We start from the raw sequence: 18119 nt of genomic DNA, 5'->3' as shown, positions 1-18119 counted from the left end.
GTCAGACCACCCCCCGCGCGTGCTCGACGGCCGGGGCGCCCCGGCGGGGCAGCAGCACGCCGACCAGGTCGATGCGGACGCCGCCGGGCGGGGCGCCGCCGTGGGCCTGGATCCAGCGTTCGGCCAGGCCGTGCAGGCGTCGCGCCTTCTCGGGTGTGAGGGCGGCCATCGGGTGCTGGAAGTCACCGGCCCTGCGGGTCTTCACCTCGCAGACGACCAGCGTGTTCCCGTCCCTGGCCACGATGTCGATCTCGCCGGAACGACCGCAGCGCCAGTTGCGCCGCAGGATGGTCATCCCCGCCTCGGTCAGCCGCCGCGCGGCCAGATCCTCGCCGTACCTGCCGAGTCCACTGCGTGCACTGCTCATGTCGGCACCACCTCCGGCACCCACGGTCACGCAGCGGGCGAACAGAAGTGGATCTTGGTGGGCTACTCGCCGGTTGTGGACAACCCCGTCACCCGTACGAGGGAATCCGGGGCCGTCAGCCGCCCGGAAGTTCGAGGTCGCTCTTGTTCAGCTCCTCGATGTTCACGTCCTTGAAGGTGAGGACGCGCACCTGCTTCACGAACCGGGCCGGCCGGTACATGTCCCAGACCCAGGCGTCCGCCATCGACACCTCGAAGAACACCTCGCCCTGGACCGAGTGCACCTGCATCTCGTAGTCGTTGGTGAGGTAGAAGCGCCGCTCGGTCTCGATCACGTATTTGAACAGACCGACGACATCTCGATACTCCCGGTAGAGCTTCAGCTCCATCTCGGTCTCGTACTTCTCGAGGTCCTCGGCGCTCATGGCATGTTCCCCTTCAGCCGTGCGATCCCCCCATTGTGCGCCAGTCCGACGAGCCCTCAGACGATTTCCGTGTCCAGAGTCACGGGCCTGGCGGGGGGACCTTCGTCGAGCAGCGTGCGCAGCAGCCCGGCGAGTCTGGTCGGATACACCGTCTCATGTGCCCGGGTCAGTTCCTGGCACGTCCACCAGCGCGCTCCGGCGACGCTGCGCCGCTCCAGCTCGGTCAGGCCCAGGGCCGCGGTGGCCGTCTGGGTCGTGCGGGCGAGGTAGTACCACTCGTCCTGGTCCCAGCGCCGGCCGGCGAACGGGAAGGAGCAGCGCCTGCGCCACAGCACCGGGCCGAGGGCGACGTCGGTGATGCCGGTCTCCTCGGCGAGTTCCCTCAGCGCGGCCTCTTCGCGCGTCTCGTCGCCCTCCAGACCGCCACCGGGGGTGAACCACCAGTCGTCGGCCGGATCGTCCGGCTCATGACCGTGCAGCAGCAGGATGCGGTCCTCGGGGTCGAGCAGGACCACCCGGGCCACCCTGCGCAGTCCGCCCTGGTAGGTGTCCTCGCCCGTCCGGGTGGGCTCAGCGGGCACCGGCGGGCCCCGGGTGGTTGCGCTTGCGGGCCAGCCGCTTGGCGATCGAGCCCAAGGCGCCGCCGCCGAGGACCAGGACGGCGCCGCCGACGATCATCAGCTCGATGGTCCTGAGCGGGCCCGGCCGGGAGAGGGCGCCGAGCGTCTCGAATCCGGTGGGGCGTTCGAGCATGCCGTTCATGGGCCAGACGACGGAGTCGACTCGTGCGGAGACGGCGCCGCGCGCCACCGTGCCCCGGGCGGCGTCGGTGAGGTGGGCGGTCGAGTCCAGGGAGCCCTGGCGTTCGTCGCCGAGCAGGAACAGCCGGCCCTTGGGGACGGTGATGGTCGGGAAGTTCGTGATCTCGGCCGGGCTGCCCGCGGGCAGATAGGGCTCGTCGATCTTCTTGCCGTTGACGGTGAGCTTGCCGTCGGTGCAGCAGGAGACGGTGTCGCCGCCGACCGCGACGACCCGCTTGACCACGTTGGCGTTGGTGACCCAGCTCTTGTCGCGGAAGACGACCACGTCGCCGCGCCGCACCTCGGTGCCGTCGACGCGCTGGGCCAGGACCCGATCGCCGGCGTCGATGGTCGGCGTCATCGAGCTGGTCGGCACGGTGTACGGACGGTAGACCACGGCTCCCCAGGCGAAGCCGCCGAGGAACAGCACCAGGCCCAGCGCCATGGCCACCCCGGACAGCCGCTCACCGAGCCGGCCGCCGCCGGCCCGTGCCGTGCCTGTGCCCGCGGTGCGCGGGGCCGTACGCGTGGTGCTCTCGCCGCTCATGGACCCGCACCCTACCTGCCGGTACCGAACGGGGGCAGCCCCTCTTTCAGGACCCTGGGAACAGCTTTCCCGGAGCTTCACAGAGGGGCCGCACACGCGCGGCCGGCGGGTTCAGCGCTTTCCGGTGGCCGTCGTGCCCTGGACGCCGGTCCGCAGCCGGTCCGCGCGGCCGCGCCGCCAGATCGCCACCGGCAGCACGCCCGCCAGCGCCACGCCCTGCGGTGCGACGGTCAGGGACGCCGCGGCGGATGACTGCTGACCGAGGCCGGGCTGGTCGAAGGTGTCCGGCACCGGCAGCGTGCCCCAGCGGTTGACGGGCCAGGCGCGCACGATGGCGCGGCCGACGACCTTGTCGACGGGGACCATGCCGTGGTGGCTGTCGGACTGGTTGTAGCGGGAGTCACGGGAGTTCTGGCGGTGGTCGCCCATCACCCAGATGTAGCCCTTGGGGACCTTCACCTTGAACTGGCCGCCCTGGTCGTCCAGGCTGCACGGCGTGTTGCCGGGGTAGACGTACGGCTCGTTCAGCGCCTTGCCGTTGACCGTCAGCGGGCCGTTCTCCTTGCACTCGACCGTGTCGCCGCCGACCCCGATCACCCGCTTGATCAGGTCCTTCTCCTCCGCGGACGGCATCAGGCCGATCCAGCTCAGGACCTTCTGCACCGGGTTCGGGTTGGGCGCGGGCTCACCGGCCAGCCAGTTGTCCGGGTCGTGGAAGACGACGACCTCGCCGCGCTCGGGCTCCGAGCCGAACCACGGGGTGAGCTTGTCGACCAGGACGCGGTCACCCTGCTGGAGGGTGTTCTGCATCGAGTCCGAGGGGATCGAGAACGCCTGCACCAGGAACGTCTTGATCAGCAGCGCCAGGACGAGCGCGATGCCGATCAGGATCGGCAGTTCCTTCCAGAAGGAGCGCGGCTTCTTCGGCCGGTTCGACGTGCCGTCCGTGCCGTCGCCGTCGCTCTGCCGCCGGTGCTCCTGCGGACCGCCGTCCCCGGACGCCGAGAAGTCGGAGTTCCCCGACGTCACTCCGCCGTCCGAAGCGGGGACGTTCGCCTCCACGGGGTGCCCGCGGTGCTCCTCGCCGTCGTGTCCCGACCGTGCGCCAACCGCCACATCCCCCACGCCAACTCCTTACTCTCTGCCGCCGCCTGCGCCATCCACGGTGCAGGCCCACCACTCCCATAACGAGCGGGAGTTCCGCAGGGGTCGGGAGGCGGGTCATTCCGTTCGGATCGCCGGAGGCAACCCTATGCGACAGCGGAGGGGCCGCGGTCGACCCCGACACGGAGTCGGCAACGCTTGCGAAGGTTTTAGGTTCGTCGAGGCTGGTCCAGTGGCCGATCGGCCAGCCGATCACCATGGCGCGGCCCACCACCGAGTCCTCGGAGACCGTGCCGCCGTACGGCGTGTTCTGGTGCGCGCGGGAGTCGGCGGAGTTGTCGCGGTGGTCGCCCATCACCCACAGCCGCCCCTGCGGCACGGTGATGTCGAAGGGGGTGACGGACGGGGCGCTGCCCGGATTGAGGTAGCCGGTCTCGCTGAGCGGGCTGCCGTTGACGGTGACCCGGCCCTGCGCGTCACAGCACTTGACGTGGTCCCCGCCGACCCCGATGACCCGCTTGATCAGGTCCTTCTCGTTGTCTGAGGGCAGCAGGCCGATGAAGGTGAGGCCTTCCTTGAACTGCTTGACGACCACCGGGTCGTCCTTCTTCGCACTGGTCTGCTCGTCGGCCAGCCAGCCGCCCGGGTCGTGGAAGACGACGACGTCCCCGCGCTGCGGCTCGGAGCCGAACCACGGGGTGAGCTTGTCGACCAGGACGCGGTCGCCGATCCGGATCGTCTGCTCCATGGAGCCGGACGGAATCACGAACGCCTGCACGAGGAACGTCTTCAGGACCAGCGCTATGAGCACCGCGACGCCGACCAGAAGGGGGATCTCCCGAACGGCTGACCGTCTGCGCTTGCGCTTCACCTTGCGCTGGAGCTTGCGCCGCTCCGCGCGCGTGCGGCCGCCGCCCGTCCCGGAGCCGGTGCGGCGGGTCCCGGTGGGCAGCAGGCTCTCGGCGGCGGTCGCCGGCGCTCCGCGCGGCTTGCCACGGTTACCCATGCACGCCCTCCGCGGGGGTGGCCGCGGGCACGCGCGCGTAGGCCGCCGGCCGCGTCAGGTGCCGCCAGTGCCCGTACGGCCAGGCGACCCAGTCGGCCCGGCCGATGACGTCGTCCACCGGGATCATGCCGCCGCCGGGCGAGCCCAGGTGGTCGCGGGAGTCGCTGGAGCGGCTGCGGTGGTCCCCGAGGACGAAGAGCCGGTCCGCGGGCACGACGACGTCGAAGGGGACGCTGGACGGGCTGTCCCCCGGATGGAGGAACGCCGTCTCGTCGACCGGCCGGCCGTTCACCTCGAGCCTTCCCTCCTTGTCGCAGCAGACCACGTGGTCTCCGCCTACCCCCACAACGCGCTTGATGTAGTCGGCGTCCCCGAAATACCCGGTTCCGTCGAAGACAACCACGTCACCGCGGAGCGGCTGGGCTCCGAAACGGTACGCCAACTTATTTACGAGGACGCGGTCACCGATCCTCAATCCCTGTTCCATCGATCCGCTCGGAATCTGGAACGGTTGCACCACGAAAGCGTTGAGGAGAAGCAAAAACACCAGGCAGACCAGGAGGGTGAGGGTGATCCGGCCGCCCGGCAGCCCCGCGGTGATCCGCGGCACCAACGCGAAACGCGACCGTCCCTCCGTCCCCGTGGTACCGGGTCGGGAGGAGCGGTCGCGTTGCGTCGGCTGTGCTTCGGTGTCCATCGGAGCCAGATGCTATCCGCCCCGATGTGACCGAAGGAAAAGCGCTCAGTTCTCGCGCTTCTCCTTGATCTTCGCGGCCTTGCCGCGCAGCTCACGGAGGTAGTACAGCTTGGCGCGGCGCACGTCACCACGGGTGACCAGCTCGATCTTCTCGACGATCGGGGTGTGCACCGGGAAGGTGCGCTCGACGCCGACGGAGAACGAGACCTTGCGGACCGTGAAGGTCTCGCGGACACCGGAGCCCTGGCGACGGATCACAACGCCCTTGAACTGCTGCACACGGGAGCGGTTGCCCTCGATGACGCGGACGTGGACGTTGACGGTGTCACCCGGGCGGAAGGCGGGGACGTCGCTGCGCAGCGACGCGGCGTCGACGGTGTCGAGCAGGTGAGACATTTCGTCTGCTTTCTTCGCTGATGCCACAGGTCATCAACGGGAACTAGGTTTCCATGAGGACTGCCGTGCGAGTCGGTGCGGGCGTCGTGTCCCCCTGTGGCAGGGGCGCACGCCGGACGGACGCACAACAGCGGCCTATTGTTCCACGCCGTCGGCGTGGCGCCAAAACCGGCCGTACGGCTCCCCCTCCGGGTCCGGTTCCCAGCCCAGGATGGACAGCATCTCCCGGTCCTTCTTGTCGAAGGCCTTGGGGTCGCAGCCCTCGATCAGGTCGGGGCGGTTGGCCGTGGTGCGCCGCAGGGCCTCGTCGCGGCGCCAGCGGGCGATCCGGCCGTGGTGGCCGCTGAGCAGCGTCTCGGGGATGTCCCGGCCGCGCCAGACGGGCGGCTTGGTGTAGACGGGGCCTTCCAGCAGGTTCGCCATCGCGCCGGGCGCGAAGGAGTCGTCCCGGTGGGACTCGGCGTTGCCGAGGACGCCGGGCAGCAGCCGGGCCACGGCCTCGGTGACGACCAGGACGGCCGCCTCGCCGCCGGCGAGCACGTAGTCGCCGATGGAGACCTCGTAGACGGGCATCCGGGTCGCGTACTCGTCCATGACGCGCCGGTCGATGCCCTCGTAGCGGGCCGGGGTGAAGATCAGCCAGGGGCGCTCGGAGAGTTCGACCGCCAGTTCCTGGGTGAAGGGCCGGCCGCTGGGGGTGGGCACGATCAGCGCGGGGGCCCGGCCGCCGGTCTCGTAGCCGTCGGCGAGCACCGTGTCGAGCGCGTCGCCCCAGGGCCCGGTCTTCATGACCATGCCGGGTCCGCCGCCGTAGGGGGTGTCGTCGACCGTGTTGTGCCGGTCGTACGTCCACGCGCGCAGGTCGTGCACGTGGACGTCGAGCTGCCCGCGCGCGCGTGCCTTGCCGACGAGGGAGACGTTCAGCGGTTCGAGGTACTCGGGGAAGATCGTGACGACGTCCAGCCTCATGCGTCCTCTTCCCGGGACGAGGCGATCTCGGCGGCGTCGTCGATCAGGCCCGGAGGGGGCGCGATGACGGCCCTCTGCTCATCGAGGTCGATCTCGGTCACGATCTCCTCCACGAAGGGGATCATCACCTCGCTGCCGTCCGGACGCTCGACGATGAACAGGTCCTGGGAGGGCAGGTGGGAGATCTCGGTGATCCGGCCGACCTCCGTGCCGTCCTCGGTGACCACGTCGAGGTCCATGAGCTGGTGGTCGTAGTACTCGTCCTCACCCTCGGGCAGTTCCTCGGGGTCGATCTCGGCGATCAGCAGGGTGTTGCGCAGGGCCTCGGCGGCGCTGCGGTCACCCACGCCCTCGAAGCGCAGCAGGAGGCGGCCGCTGTGCACCCGGCCGGTGGCGATGGTGAGCGGTCCGGCGGAGGCCGGGTCGGTGGCCAGAACGGCTCCCGGGGCGAGCCGCAGCTCGGGCTCGTCGGTTCGTACCTCGACGGTGACCTCGCCCTTGATGCCGTGGGCTCGGCCGATCCGTGCGACTACCAGCTGCACTGTGGTTGCTCTCCTGTCATACGACTACGGGCCGGGGACGGCCCAGTGGCCCTCCCCGGCCCGAGCCGGTGCTGCGATAAGCGTCAGCGGACGTGGTCCACGTCGACGAGGTCGACGCGGACTCCGCGGCCGCCGATGGCGCCCACGACGGTGCGCAGTGCGCGCGCGGTGCGGCCGTTGCGGCCGATCACCTTGCCGAGGTCGTCCGGGTGGACCCGGACCTCGAGCACGCGCCCGCGGCGCAGGTCACGCGAGGCGACCCGCACATCGTCAGGGTTGTCGACGATGCCCTTCACGAGGTGCTCAAGCGCCTCTTCGAGCATGCTGCTCAGGCCTCGGTCGACTCGGACTCGGCAGCGGCCTCGTCCTTCTTCTCAGCCTTCTTCTTCTGGGTGATGGCCTCACCCTTGCCCTCGTCGTCACCGCCGAGAGCCTCGAACGACGGGCGCGTGGACTTCGGCTCGGCGACGAGGAGCGGCGCGGGAGCCGGCTCGCCCTTGAACTTCTGCCAGTCGCCGGTCTTCTTCAGGATGGCGAGAACGGGCTCGGTCGGCTGCGCGCCGACACCCAGCCAGTACGCCACGCGGTCGGCGTCCACCTCGATGACCGACGGGTTGTAGGTCGGGTGGTACTTGCCGATCTCCTCGATGGCCCGGCCGTCACGGCGGGTACGGGAGTCGGCGACGACGATGCGGTAGTGAGGCGAACGGATCTTGCCCAGACGCTTCAGCTTGATCTTCACTGCCACGGGAGTGGACTCTCCTGATTTTGACGTGGTTGGGCACGGCGAGCTGCCGCGTGGGGTTGCGGTACCCGATATGCCCGATGGACGCGTCAGCCGGAGGAGAGAGGGGTCCTGTGCGACTGTCGAGTACAGCTAGCCATTGTGCCACACCCCTCGGGTCGCTCTCCGCCGCGGGGCACTCCGCCGCGGAGCACGGCCGCATGCGGGCATGCCCGAGCGGCACCCGGCGCCGGGGTGAGATCGCGTCGGGTGCGCCGCCCGGCGCCGCGCGGACCGCCGACGGCGGGCCACGCGGGGACGAGCCCGCTTCCGGCACCCACGAGATGCCGGCACTCGCGGCTCGCGGTTACGCCACTCCCACGACCTCCGGGATCCGGAACGGCTTGCCGCAGCCGCCGCACACGATGGGGGCCTGGGCCAGGACCGAGGGCACCACCCGGACGTTGCGGCCGCAGTCGCAGACCGCCTTGACGCGGACGCCGCCGCCGGAGGAGCCGTGACGGGCGGCCGGGCCCCGGAAGGTGCGGGAGGTGTCGGCCGAGGTGGCCACCGTGTGCGCCTTCAGGGCTCGCTGGAGGCGCTCGATGGTCGGACGGTAGCGCCGCTTCGCCTCCGGATTGAGCGTGACCAGCGAGAAGCCGCTGCTGGGATGCGGCTCCTCGGGGTGGTCCAGGCCCAGTTCCTCGGCCACGGCCAGGAAGCGGCGGTTGTGGTAGCGGCCGGCGCGGGAGGTGTCGCGGACACCGCGCGCGGCGGCGATGCCGTGGACGGCCTCGTGGAGCAGGCGCTCGAAGGAGAGTTCGTGACCGCACGCGGACGACGACTCCCCGATCAGGGACTCTGGCGCGGCAAGGTCCGGCAGTTCGGGGTGGTACCGCTGAATGTCGGCCCACGCCTGTGCCAGCTCTGCGGCGAGAACAGGTGGTGTCTGTGTCGTGCTCACGTAATGACAACGAGCGTGGGTGCCAGAGTGTTCCGATTCCGGGGCATCCCAAATAATTTGCACGTACCCGTCAGTTGCCGCTGATGCGTCCTGACGAGGGCGGGTGCGCTGATCTGCGGAGAAGCCTCACAGCTCGTACCAAGCCGGTGCGTAGTCCGACGTACGACGCGGCGTCTAAGCGGTGCTGTGGCGGTGGGCGCCGGATGCGCAAGGTGGGTTTCGGTCGCTCTCGCGTGCGGCCGTCACCTCTGTCAGCGTCCGCGCCGATCGTGACGTTACCGGGTGGGTCCGCGCCCCTCGTCACCGGCCCGTCCGCCGCCGGAGCGACACCGTACGGGCGCCCGGGTTGCGTGCGTGTGAAATCTCGCCACTTATGCGCTCAGTCCCCAAGCGGGGCCCCACGACCCCTGGACGGCATCGCGAGCCGGGAGTTACCTGACATACGTGGAGGGTGCGAGCGATCGGCACGGGGGCCTCGCAATCGGGCACAGCGACGAACAGTCGGCGGATTGGGGCGCTTACCTATGACACCTACGCTCGTGCGGGAGCACTTGTCCCACCCGAGTCCCGTACCACCCGGCGTGAACCCGTGCGCACGCGCGCGGGACTGGTCCGAGATCCAGGAGCGGATGCTGGTCCCGCTCTACGAGGCCGTCTACGAGCGGCTCGAGGTGGGCCCCGCGACCCGGCTGCTGGGCCTGCGCTGCGGTTCCGGTCTGGCCCTGCTGATGGCGTCCTCCAGAGGGGCCGCCGTGACCGGCGTCGACTCCTGCCGGGAACTGCTCGCCCTCGCGCGCGAGCGCCTGTCGCCGGACGCCGCGCGGCGCACGCGCGCGCGTCCGGGAGGCGGAACGGGCACGGGGACGGGCACGGAAACGGCAACGGGCACGACTCTCGTCGAGGATCTGCCCGGCGGCGCGGCCGGCGCGCGGACGCCCGCGTACACCCTGATGACCGTCTTCGAGCCGATCGGCTGCCTGGCGGGCGACTCCGAGGGCCTGGGCGGCCTGCTGGCGGGCGCGGTACCGCTGGCCGCGCGCGGGGCGGCCGTGGTGCTGGCCGGCTGGGGCCCGCCGGAGCGCTGCGCCACCTCCTCGGTGCTGCGGGTGGCGACGAAGCTCGCCGATCCGCTGCGCAGCGCGGGCAGTTGGCGGCCCGCCCGCCGTGACGACCTGGAGGAGGTCGCCCAGCGGGCCGGGCTGAAGCCGGACGGCTCGGGGCGGGTCGCCTGCCCGTTCGGGTACGCCGATGCCGACAGCGCCGTACGCGGCCTGCTGTCGACCGGTCTCTTCGACGCGGCGATCGCGGCCACCGACGGCAAGCAGGTGGACAAGGAGCTGGCGGAGGCGCTGCACCCGTACCGGCGCGCGGACGGGACGGTGTGGATGCCGAACGTGTTCCGCTACCTGGTCGCCCGGGTGCCGTAGCGGCACCCCCGGCCGGTGCCGGCGGCCCGTGCCGCTAGGCCTCCCCGTCCTTCGTCAGGCGGGTGATGCCGGCGATCCGGTAGGCGTCCGCCTCCTCCAGCGTCTCGTTCTCCAGCAGCGCGTGCGCCAGCGCGTCCAGCCGGCCCCGGTGGTCGCGCAGCTTCTGGCAGGCCTCCTCGTAGCACTCGTCGACGATCCGGCGCATCTCGGCGTCGATCACGTCGAGGGTCTGCGGGGCGGCCGACAGTCCGTACGCCTGCTGGGCGTCGCTGGGGAGCGCGGAGAACCGGCCGACGCGCTCGCTCATGCCCCAGCGGGCCACCATCCCGCGCGCGATGTTGGTGACCTGCTCGAGGTCGCTCTCGGCGCCGGTGGTGACGACTCCGTAGACGACCTCCTCCGCCGCCATGCCGCCGAGCGCGCCGATGATGCGGCCGCGCAGATAGCCCTCCGAGTGCGCGTACCGCTCCACCTCGGGCGTGGACATGGTCACGCCGAGCGCCCGGCCGCGCGGCACGATGGTGATCTTGCGGACCGGGTCGGCGCCGGTCTGCAGCATGCCCAGCAGGGCGTGGCCGCTCTCGTGGTACGCGGTGCGGCGGCGGTCCTCCTCCGGCATCACCAGGGTGCGCTCGGCGCCGAGCTGGACCTTCTCCAGCGCCTCGGACAGGTCCGCCCGCGTCACCTGATCCCGCTTGCCCTTGACCGCGAGCAGCGCGCCCTCGTTCGCGAGATTGGCCAGATCCGCACCCGTCATACCGGGCGTCACCCGCGCGAGCTGGGTCAGGTCCACATCGCCGGCGAGCGGCATCTCCCGGGTGTGGATGCGCAGGATCGCCTCGCGTCCGCCGCGGTCCGGCGGGGCCACGCTGACCACCCGGTCGAAGCGGCCGGGCCGGGTCAGCGCCGGGTCGAGGATGTCCGCGCGGTTGGTCGCCGCGATGACGATCACGCCCTCGGAGCCGGAGAAGCCGTCCATCTCGGTGAGGATCTGGTTCAGGGTCTGCTCGCGCTCGTCGTGGCCGCTCATCGAGGCGCCGCCGCCGCGTACCCGTCCGATGGTGTCGATCTCGTCGATGAAGATGATCGACGGGGCCACCTTGCGGGCCTCGGCGAACAGCTCACGGACCCGGGAGGCGCCGACGCCGACGATCATCTCGATGAACTCCGACGCCGAGGCCGAGAAGAACGGCACGCCGGCCTCGCCCGCGACCGCGCGCGCGAGCAGGGTCTTGCCGGTGCCCGGGGATCCGGCGAGCAGGACACCGCGGGGCAGCTTGGCGCCCATCCGGCGGTAGGTGTCGGGGTGCTTGAGGAAGTCGACGACGTCGTCCAGCTCGCCCTTGACCTCGTCGATGCCGGCCACGTCGGCGAAGGTGGTGCGCCCGGTGCCTGGCCGGAGCTCGACGGGTCTGGGCGGCGCCTTGCGCCCGAACATGCCGCCCGCGCCGCCCAGCCCCGTGCCGACCCGCCGGGCGATGAAGATCCACACCGCGGCCAGCAGCACGATCGGGATCAGGGAGATCAGCAGGTTGGACAGGAGGCCGCGCTCCTGCACGACCGGGCGCGCCGTCACCGTGACGCCGTGGCTGCTCAGGTTCTGCCACAGCTTGTCGTCGGCGAAGGCCGGCCGCTGCGTCCGGAACTTGGTGTAGTCGCCGCCCCCGTCGGGGTTGGCCCGGGGGCTCTTGAGCTCGCCCTGGATCGCGTCGCCCTTGGAGTAGATCTTGGCGACGTTGCCGGCGCCGACCTCACGGCTGAACTCCGTGTAGGAGATCGTCGGCTCGTTTCCCTTGCCCAGGTAGTTCAGGCCGACGTACGCCAGCAGGAAGACGATCACCGCGGTGACGAGCAGGCCCCACCACTTGCCGCCGCGCAGTCCGCCGCCGGACGGCCGGGGCGTCTCGTCGGGGGTGCCCTCGGCGCGCCACGGCTGGTCAGGGGCCTTGCGGGGTGGCGCCGCATTGCTCATACCTGGACGTTACGGCACCACGCCTGCCTCGGCATGCGCTGAGGGCGCCCCCCTGGCTCGGGGAGGCGCCCTCAGTGACGTACGGGCGGGAGTCAGCCCATGAACTTCTTGAACTCGTCCGGCAGCTCGAACTCCTGGCCGCCCTGCTGCGGCAGCCCGAAGGCGCCGCCCTCGGCGGCCGCGGCGCGCCGGGCCGCCTCCTCCTGCTCCTGCTGCTTGCGCTTCATCGGGTTGCCGGAGCGCTGCTTGCCCTTGGCCTTCTTCGGCTGCTTCTTGGTCCGGCCGGGGCCACCGCCCATGCCCGGGATCCCCGGCATGCCGGGCATGCCGCCGCCCTGGGCCATGCGGGACATCATCTTGCGGGCCTCGAAGAACCGCTCGACGAGGTTCTTCACCGCGCTGACGTCGACACCGGAACCCTTGGCGATACGGGCGCGGCGGGAGCCGTTGATGATCGTCGGGTCCTGACGCTCGACCGGGGTCATCGACTTGATGATCGCGGCGGTGCGGTCGACGTCCCGCTCGTCCAGGTTGTTGATCTGGTCCTTGATCTGGCCCATGCCCGGGAGCATGCCGAGCAGCTTGGAGATGGAGCCCATCTTCCTGACCTGCTCCATCTGGGCCAGGAAGTCGTCCAGGGTGAAGTCCTGGCCCTTCTTGGACGCCAGCTTCGAGGCCATCTTGGCGGCCTCTTCCTGGCTGAAGGTCTTCTCCGCCTGCTCGATCAGGGTGAGCAGGTCACCGAGGTCGAGGATGCGGGAGGCCATCCGGTCAGGGTGGAACGCGTCGAAGTCGTCGAGCTTCTCGCCGTTCGACGCGAACATGATCGGCTTGCCGGTGATCTGCCGGATCGACAGGGCGGCGCCACCGCGGGCGTCGCCGTCGAGCTTGGAGAGCACCACGCCGTCGAAGCCGACGCCGGCGCTGAAGGCCTCGGCGGTGTTGACGGCGTCCTGACCGATCATCGCGTCGACGACGAACAGGATCTCGTCCGGGGAGACGGCGTCGCGGATGTCCGCGGCCTGCTGCATCATCTCCTGGTCGATGCCGAGACGGCCGGCGGTGTCCACGATCACGATGTCGTGGACCTTGGTCCGCGCGTGCTCGATGGAGTCCTTGGCGACCTTGACCGGGTCGCCGACGCCGTTGCCGGGCTCCGGCGCGTAGACCGCGACACCGGCGCGCTCGGCGACGACGCCGAGCTGGTTCACGGCGTTCGGGCGCTGGAGGTCGGCGGCGACGAGCAGCGGGGAGTGGCCCTGGTCCTTGAGCCACTTGCCGAGCTTGCCCGCGAGGGTGGTCTTACCGGCACCCTGCAGACCCGCGAGCATGATCACGGTGGGGGGCTGCTTGGCGAAGCGGAGCCGGCGGGTCTCGCCGCCGAGAATGGTCACCAGTTCGTCGTTGACGATCTTGAGGACCTGCTGGGCGGGGTTGAGCGCCTTGGAGACCTCGGCGCCGAGCGCGCGTTCCTTGACGTTCTTGATGAACGTGCGGACCACGGGCAGGGCCACGTCGGCTTCGAGCAGTGCGATGCGGATCTCGCGCGCCGTGGCGTCGATGTCCGCTTCGCTCAGTCGGCCTTTCCCACGGAGGTTCTTGAAGGTCGCACTGAGGCGGTCGGAGAGGGTATCGAACACGGCGGCGTCGGTCCTCGGAAGTCGGGGGCGTTCTGGGCTGCCCTCCAGGATATCCGCCCGGAGAGCGGATATCCCCCGCCCGTCCCACCACGCGGCGGACCGGGAGGGGGACCGCGCGTCATCCGCGCAACGTGTCCTCCAGCACCTTGGCCGTCGACGCCGCGTCCTCCGGCGGCAGCGGCGCCCCGGTTCCCGTCGTCACGTAGAAGGCGTCGACGGCGTTGGCGCCCAGCGTGCTGACGTGCATGCTGCGCACCCGCACCGCCGCCTTCTCCAGGGCCATACCGATCCGGAACAGCAGCCCGGGGGCGTCCTGGGCGCGTACCTCGATCACCGTGGCGTGGTGGGAGGCCGCCGGGGCCACCGTCACCCGGGGCGGCGGGGCGACCCAGCCGCGGCGGCGCGGATAGGCGGCGTCCCGTTCGGCCAGGCGGCCGGCGATGTCGAGGGAGCCGTCCAGGGCCCGGACCAGGTCGGCGCGCAGCCGGGTGGCCTGGGGCAGGGAGCCGTACTCGGCCGCGACCCGCCAGTTCAGCAGCAGGACCGACGCGTCCTCGACGTCGTGGGGCAGGCGCAGGGCGCGCAGCCCGGCCGTGCGGACCGTCAGCCGCTGCACGGCGAGGACACCGGCGACCGCCGGCAGCACGCCCGGCTGGTCCGGTACGGCGATGAGCAGTTCCACGCCGAGCGGTTCGGGCTCGCCGGGGGTGTCCTCCCCGGGTCCCGGTTCGGTCTGCGCGCGCAGGGCGAGGACGGGGCTGCCGGTGCGGAAGGCCTCGATGGCGAGGCGCTCCTGCTCGGCGGTGGGCGCGGTGGGCTCGGGTTCCTCGGCCGCGTCGCCGGCCAGCACGGCGGCCACACGGCGCACCAGGTCGGCGACGAGGGAGCCGCGCCAGGTGGACCAGGCGGCGGGGCCGGTCGCGAGCGCGTCGGCCTCGGTGAGGGCGTGCAGCAGCTCCAGGGTGCTCTGGCTTCCGACGGCCTCGGCGACCGAGTGGACGGTGGCGGGGTCGTCCAGGTCGCGCCGGGTGGCCGTCTCGATCAGCAGCAGGTGGTGCCGGACGAGGGTGGCGAGCACCGCGACGTCGGCCCGGTCGAAACCGATCCGCGCGGCCACGTCCCTGGCGATGATCTCGCCGGCCACGGAGTGGTCGCCGGGCCAGCCCTTGCCGATGTCGTGCAGCAGCGCGGAGACGAGGAGCAGGTCGGGGCGGCCGACGCGGCGGGTCAGCTCGGAGGCGCGGACCGCGGTCTCGATCAGGTGCCGGTCCACCGTCCAGATGTGGACGGCGTTGCGCTGCGGCCGGCAGCGGACCCGTTCCCAGTCGGGCAGGAGGCGGCTGATCAGGCCCTCCGCCTCAAGAGCCTCCCAGACGTCGATGGTCGGGCGGCCGGAACCGAGCAGCGTGACCAGTTGCTCGCGGGCCTCGGCGGGCCAGGGCGTGGGCAGCGGGCGGGTGGTGGCGGCCAGGCGCCGTACGGCGTGCAGGGACAGCGGAAGGCCGGCTTGGGCGGCGGCGGCCGCGGCGCGCAGCGGCAGTACGGGGTCGCGTTCGGGGCGTGCGGCGCGGGCGAGCACCACCTCGCCGTCCTGCTCGACCACGCCCTCGGCCAGCGGCGACCGCTCGGTGGCCGGTTTGCCGCCGCCCAGCATGGCGCGCAGCCGCGGGCGGACGGCCCGCGAGCGCAGCACGCGCCCCACCTCGCGCCAGGTGACGTCGCTGGCGTACGAGACGACGCGCGCCGACTCGTACACCTGGCGCAGCAGGGTGTCGGCGTCCAGCAGGCCCAGTCCGGCCGCGACCTGGTCCTGTTCCTGGAGTGCGAGCCGGTCGGTGGCGCGGCCGGTGGCCAGGTGCAGGGCGTCCCGGACGTCGAGCAGGTGCCGGCGGGCGTCGGCGAGGCCCTCGCGGGGGGCGTCGGCGAGCCAGGAGGCGGCCACGGCGCGCAGGGCGGTGGCGTCCCGGAGGCCGCCTCGGGCCTCCTTGAGGTCGGGTTCCAGGAGGTACTGCAGTTCGCCCTGCCGTTCGGCGCGCTCGGCGCACAGCTCCTGCAGCTCGGGCAGGCGTTTGGGTGCCTGGTTGCGCCAGTCGGCGAGGACGGCGGTGCGCAGTCCGGCGGTGAGGCCGAGGTCGCCGGCGAGGTGGCGGGCGTCCAGCAGGCCGAGCTGGACCTTCAGGTCCTCACCGGCCGTTCGGCGGGCCTCGGCCGGGGTGCGCACGGAGTGGTCGAGCGCGAGGCCGAGGTCCCAGACCGGGTACCAGAGGCGGTCGGCCAGGGCGGCGATCGCGCCGGGGTCACCGCCGTCGTGCAGCAGCACGAGGTCGAGGTCGCTGCGCGGGGACAGCTCCCCGCGGCCGTAGCCGCCGACGGCGACGAGCGAGACACCCCTGAGTCCTCCGGCCGCGGCCGTGAAGAGGCCGGAGAGCCAGTCGTCGGTCAGCTCGGCGAGGGCCGAACGGCGCGGCGGCCCGGACCGCGCCTCCTCGGTGAGGAGGCGCAGCCGGGCCGCCGCGTAGCCGCCGGGTCCCGAGTCGTCCGTCTCTTTCCGCACATCCGTACCCGTCACCCAGCGACTCCTGTCCTCGCGTCGTTCAGAGCGCGTCCGGGCCGCGCTCGCCGGTGCGGACCCGTACGGCCGTCTCCACCGGCAGCGACCAGACCTTGCCGTCACCGATCTTGCCGGTGCGGGCCGCCTTCACGATGACCTCGACCAGCTGCTCGGCGTCGTCGTCCTCGGCCAATACCTCGATACGGATCTTCGGAACCAGGTCGACGGTGTACTCGGCACCGCGGTACACCTCGGTGTGGCCCCGCTGACGACCGTAGCCGCTGGCCTCGGTGACCGTCAGTCCGTGGACGCCGAAGGCCTGGAGGGCCTCCTTGATCTCATCCAGCCGGTGCGGCTTGACGACGGCGGTGATGAGCTTCATGCGTCCACCTTCTTGGAGGGCTTGGCGGCCGCGGCCGGGCCGGGGGCGGAGGAGCCGATGACACCGCCGCCGGTGCCGCTGAAGTCGTAGGCGCTCTCGGCGTGCTCGGCCTGGTCGATGCCGGAGATCTCCTCGTCCTGACCGACCCGCATACCGATCGTCCTGTCGATCAGGAAGGCGAGGACGGCGGAGGCGACCAGGGAGTAGGCGAGGACCGCGAAGACACCGGCGCACTGCTTCCACAGCTGGTCGAAGGAGTGGTCGCCGTAGAAGACGCCGGTCGCGTCGGACTGGCCCTTGCCGGTGGCGAAGAAGCCGATGAGCAGCGAGCCGATGATGCCGCCGACCATGTGGACGCCGACCACGTCGAGGGAGTCGTCGTAGCCCCACTTGAACTTCAGGCCGACGGCCGCGGCGCAGGCGACACCGGCGATGGCGCCGACGGCGATCGCGCCGAGCGGGGAGACCGCGCCGCCCGACGGGGTGATCGCGACCAGGCCGGCGACGGCGCCGGAGGCGGCGCCCAGCGTGGTGAACGCGCCGTGGCGGATCTTCTCGTAGGCGAGCCAGGCGAGCATCGCGGCCGCGGTGGCGACCTGGGTGTTCACGAACATCAGCGCGCCGACGCCGTCGTCGTTGCCGAGCCAGGAGCCGGCGTTGAACCCGAACCAGCCGAACCACAGCAGACCGGCGCCGAGCATGACCAGCGGCAGGCTGTGCGGGCGCATCGGGTCCTTCTTGAAGCCGACCCGCTTGCCGATGACCAGGATGACGCCGAGGGCCGCGGCACCGGCGTTGATGTGGACCGCGGTACCACCGGCGAAGTCGATCACGCCGAGCTTGAAGGCCCAGCCGTCCGCGCCCCAGACCCAGTGGGCGACCGGGACGTAGACGATCGTGGCCCACAGGGTGATGAACAGCGACCAGGCCGAGAACTTGACTCGGTCGGCGAGGGCGCCGCTTATCAGGGCCGGGGTGATGATGGCGAACATCAGCTGGAAGACCATGAAGACGTAGACCGGGATCGTGTAGCCGTCCCAGAGCTCCGTCAGTCCGATGTTGCTGAGGCCGAGCCAGTCGGCGTTCCACCCGATCAGGCCGGATCCCGACCCGAAGGCGAGGGAGAAGCCGTAGAGCACCCAGAGGATGGTGATGATGCCCATGCTGATGAAGCTCATCATGAGCATGTTCAGGGTGCTCTTGACGCGGACCATGCCTCCGTAGAAGAAGGCCAGGCCCGGGGTCATGATCAGCACCAGGGCGGAGCAGATGAGCATGAAGCCTGTGTTCGCGGCGGACAACTTGGATGCCTCCGCGGCAAGCGTGATGGCTGGTGCCATCGGCGTCTCCTCGTCGGTTGTACGGCCCCGTGCGGGCGGTGCCTGGGCGGACCGGTCGGGTGAGGGGTGGGCCGGTTATGCGCCATGAGACTCGCGCAGCGCGGTTTCGGTGGAAGCCCCTCGTTGTTTCGCCCGGGTGACGAAGGCGCCCCGCGTGTTACGCGTCGGTGAAGAGCGGGATGCCGGGCTGCGGGATCGTTATCGTGGCGCAACCTTCTCGGCGCGAAGAAAACCGGCCGTGGCGGGCCTCTCCGATGACCTGGCGCG

General features: G+C 71.3%; 18 protein-coding genes and 1 pseudogene. 1 reads left to right on the top strand and 18 read right to left on the bottom strand.

Features of this window, described 5'->3' with window-relative positions:
- Position 1: 1 nt before the first annotated feature.
- The 13 genes and pseudogenes from ACWCPN_RS20005 to ACWCPN_RS19945 all read right to left on the bottom strand — a co-directional run bounded on the left by ACWCPN_RS20005 (position 2) and on the right by ACWCPN_RS19945 (position 8540).
- Positions 2 to 397 (bottom strand): YraN family protein, encoded by a 396-nt coding sequence (locus ACWCPN_RS20005; protein ID WP_451207775.1) that lies wholly within the window; start codon positions 395 to 397, stop codon positions 2 to 4.
- An 85-nt stretch (positions 398 to 482) separates the two neighbouring features.
- A complete protein-coding gene (locus ACWCPN_RS20000; protein WP_003965949.1) occupies positions 483 to 791 on the bottom strand; it encodes a DUF2469 domain-containing protein in 309 nt (102 codons plus the stop codon).
- A gap of 56 nt (positions 792 to 847) precedes the next feature.
- On the bottom strand, positions 848 to 1372 hold the full coding sequence (locus tag ACWCPN_RS19995) for an NUDIX hydrolase (RefSeq protein ID WP_451207771.1): 525 nt from the start codon (positions 1370 to 1372) through the stop codon (positions 848 to 850).
- Positions 1362 to 2138, bottom strand: a complete 777-nt coding sequence (lepB, locus tag ACWCPN_RS19990; protein WP_451207768.1) for a signal peptidase I — start codon at positions 2136 to 2138, stop codon at positions 1362 to 1364. The genes ACWCPN_RS19995 and lepB (ACWCPN_RS19990) overlap by 11 nt, the downstream gene beginning before the upstream one ends.
- Before the next feature lie 111 nt (positions 2139 to 2249).
- On the bottom strand, positions 2250 to 3263 hold the full coding sequence (lepB, locus tag ACWCPN_RS19985) for a signal peptidase I (RefSeq protein WP_451207764.1): 1014 nt from the start codon (positions 3261 to 3263) through the stop codon (positions 2250 to 2252).
- Positions 3154 to 4248 (bottom strand): annotated as a pseudogene (lepB, locus tag ACWCPN_RS19980) (signal peptidase I); the annotation flags it as partial. The gene lepB (ACWCPN_RS19985) and the pseudogene lepB (ACWCPN_RS19980), both read right to left, overlap by 110 nt.
- Positions 4241 to 4945: a signal peptidase I gene (lepB, locus tag ACWCPN_RS19975; RefSeq protein ID WP_365129421.1), complete on the bottom strand. Its 705-nt coding sequence runs from the start codon at positions 4943 to 4945 to the stop codon at positions 4241 to 4243. The gene lepB (ACWCPN_RS19975) and the pseudogene lepB (ACWCPN_RS19980), both read right to left, overlap by 8 nt.
- Before the next feature lie 45 nt (positions 4946 to 4990).
- Positions 4991 to 5341, bottom strand: a complete 351-nt coding sequence (gene rplS / locus ACWCPN_RS19970) for a 50S ribosomal protein L19 (protein ID WP_199212174.1) — start codon at positions 5339 to 5341, stop codon at positions 4991 to 4993.
- 135 nt (positions 5342 to 5476) lie between these two features.
- Positions 5477 to 6310, bottom strand: coding sequence for a tRNA (guanosine(37)-N1)-methyltransferase TrmD (gene trmD, locus ACWCPN_RS19965; protein WP_392295154.1), 834 nt, complete (start codon positions 6308 to 6310; stop codon positions 5477 to 5479).
- Positions 6307 to 6852, bottom strand: coding sequence for a ribosome maturation factor RimM (rimM, locus tag ACWCPN_RS19960; protein ID WP_451207759.1), 546 nt, complete (start codon positions 6850 to 6852; stop codon positions 6307 to 6309). The genes trmD and rimM overlap by 4 nt, the downstream gene beginning before the upstream one ends.
- 83 nt (positions 6853 to 6935) lie before the next feature.
- Entirely contained in the window at positions 6936 to 7175 is a 240-nt protein-coding gene (locus tag ACWCPN_RS19955) for an RNA-binding protein (RefSeq protein ID WP_109381758.1), read from the bottom strand.
- Positions 7176 to 7180: 5 nt separating this feature from the next.
- Positions 7181 to 7600, bottom strand: a complete 420-nt coding sequence (gene rpsP, locus ACWCPN_RS19950; RefSeq protein ID WP_132889815.1) for a 30S ribosomal protein S16 — start codon at positions 7598 to 7600, stop codon at positions 7181 to 7183.
- A 343-nt stretch (positions 7601 to 7943) separates the two neighbouring features.
- The gene (locus tag ACWCPN_RS19945) at positions 7944 to 8540 is read right to left on the bottom strand and encodes a hypothetical protein (RefSeq protein WP_365129418.1); all 597 of its coding nucleotides are present in this window, start codon (positions 8538 to 8540) and stop codon (positions 7944 to 7946) included.
- A gap of 524 nt (positions 8541 to 9064) precedes the next feature.
- On the opposite strand from ACWCPN_RS19945, the gene ACWCPN_RS19940 reads away from it, so the two are divergent.
- A complete protein-coding gene (locus ACWCPN_RS19940; RefSeq protein ID WP_451207755.1) occupies positions 9065 to 9967 on the top strand; it encodes an SAM-dependent methyltransferase in 903 nt (300 codons plus the stop codon).
- A gap of 34 nt (positions 9968 to 10001) precedes the next feature.
- Here ACWCPN_RS19940 and ftsH read toward each other — a convergent pair whose 3' ends face one another.
- From ftsH to ACWCPN_RS19915, 5 genes are all read right to left on the bottom strand, one after another.
- Positions 10002 to 11939: an ATP-dependent zinc metalloprotease FtsH gene (gene ftsH, locus ACWCPN_RS19935; protein ID WP_451207752.1), complete on the bottom strand. Its 1938-nt coding sequence runs from the start codon at positions 11937 to 11939 to the stop codon at positions 10002 to 10004.
- A gap of 92 nt (positions 11940 to 12031) precedes the next feature.
- Positions 12032 to 13579 (bottom strand): signal recognition particle protein, encoded by a 1548-nt coding sequence (gene ffh, locus ACWCPN_RS19930; protein WP_365129415.1) that lies wholly within the window; start codon positions 13577 to 13579, stop codon positions 12032 to 12034.
- Positions 13580 to 13697: 118 nt separating this feature from the next.
- Positions 13698 to 16148, bottom strand: coding sequence for a [protein-PII] uridylyltransferase (locus ACWCPN_RS19925; protein ID WP_451207749.1), 2451 nt, complete (start codon positions 16146 to 16148; stop codon positions 13698 to 13700).
- A gap of 25 nt (positions 16149 to 16173) precedes the next feature.
- Positions 16174 to 16512, bottom strand: coding sequence for a P-II family nitrogen regulator (locus ACWCPN_RS19920; protein ID WP_100828472.1), 339 nt, complete (start codon positions 16510 to 16512; stop codon positions 16174 to 16176).
- Positions 16509 to 17852, bottom strand: a complete 1344-nt coding sequence (locus tag ACWCPN_RS19915) for an ammonium transporter (RefSeq protein ID WP_451207746.1) — start codon at positions 17850 to 17852, stop codon at positions 16509 to 16511. Before ACWCPN_RS19915 ends, ACWCPN_RS19920 begins: the two co-directional genes overlap by 4 nt.
- Between the last annotated feature and the right edge of the window lie 267 nt (positions 17853 to 18119).

Source organism: Streptomyces sp. NPDC002386, from assembly GCF_053593175.1.
This window is presented reverse-complemented; position numbering and strand designations above follow the sequence as displayed.

Coding starts and splice junctions, on each gene's coding strand:
- rplS (WP_199212174.1), bottom strand. CDS start 5,341: ATGTCTCACCTGCTCGACACCGTCGACGCCGCGTCGCTGCGCAGCGAC.
- ACWCPN_RS19920 (WP_100828472.1), bottom strand. CDS start 16,512: ATGAAGCTCATCACCGCCGTCGTCAAGCCGCACCGGCTGGATGAGATC.
- ACWCPN_RS19915 (WP_451207746.1), bottom strand. CDS start 17,852: ATGGCACCAGCCATCACGCTTGCCGCGGAGGCATCCAAGTTGTCCGCC.
- ACWCPN_RS19955 (WP_109381758.1), bottom strand. CDS start 7,175: ATGCTCGAAGAGGCGCTTGAGCACCTCGTGAAGGGCATCGTCGACAAC.
- trmD (WP_392295154.1), bottom strand. CDS start 6,310: ATGAGGCTGGACGTCGTCACGATCTTCCCCGAGTACCTCGAACCGCTG.
- lepB (WP_451207768.1), bottom strand. CDS start 2,138: ATGAGCGGCGAGAGCACCACGCGTACGGCCCCGCGCACCGCGGGCACA.
- lepB (WP_365129421.1), bottom strand. CDS start 4,945: ATGGACACCGAAGCACAGCCGACGCAACGCGACCGCTCCTCCCGACCC.
- ftsH (WP_451207752.1), bottom strand. CDS start 11,939: ATGAGCAATGCGGCGCCACCCCGCAAGGCCCCTGACCAGCCGTGGCGC.
- ACWCPN_RS19940 (WP_451207755.1), top strand. CDS start 9,065: ATGACACCTACGCTCGTGCGGGAGCACTTGTCCCACCCGAGTCCCGTA.
- ACWCPN_RS20000 (WP_003965949.1), bottom strand. CDS start 791: ATGAGCGCCGAGGACCTCGAGAAGTACGAGACCGAGATGGAGCTGAAG.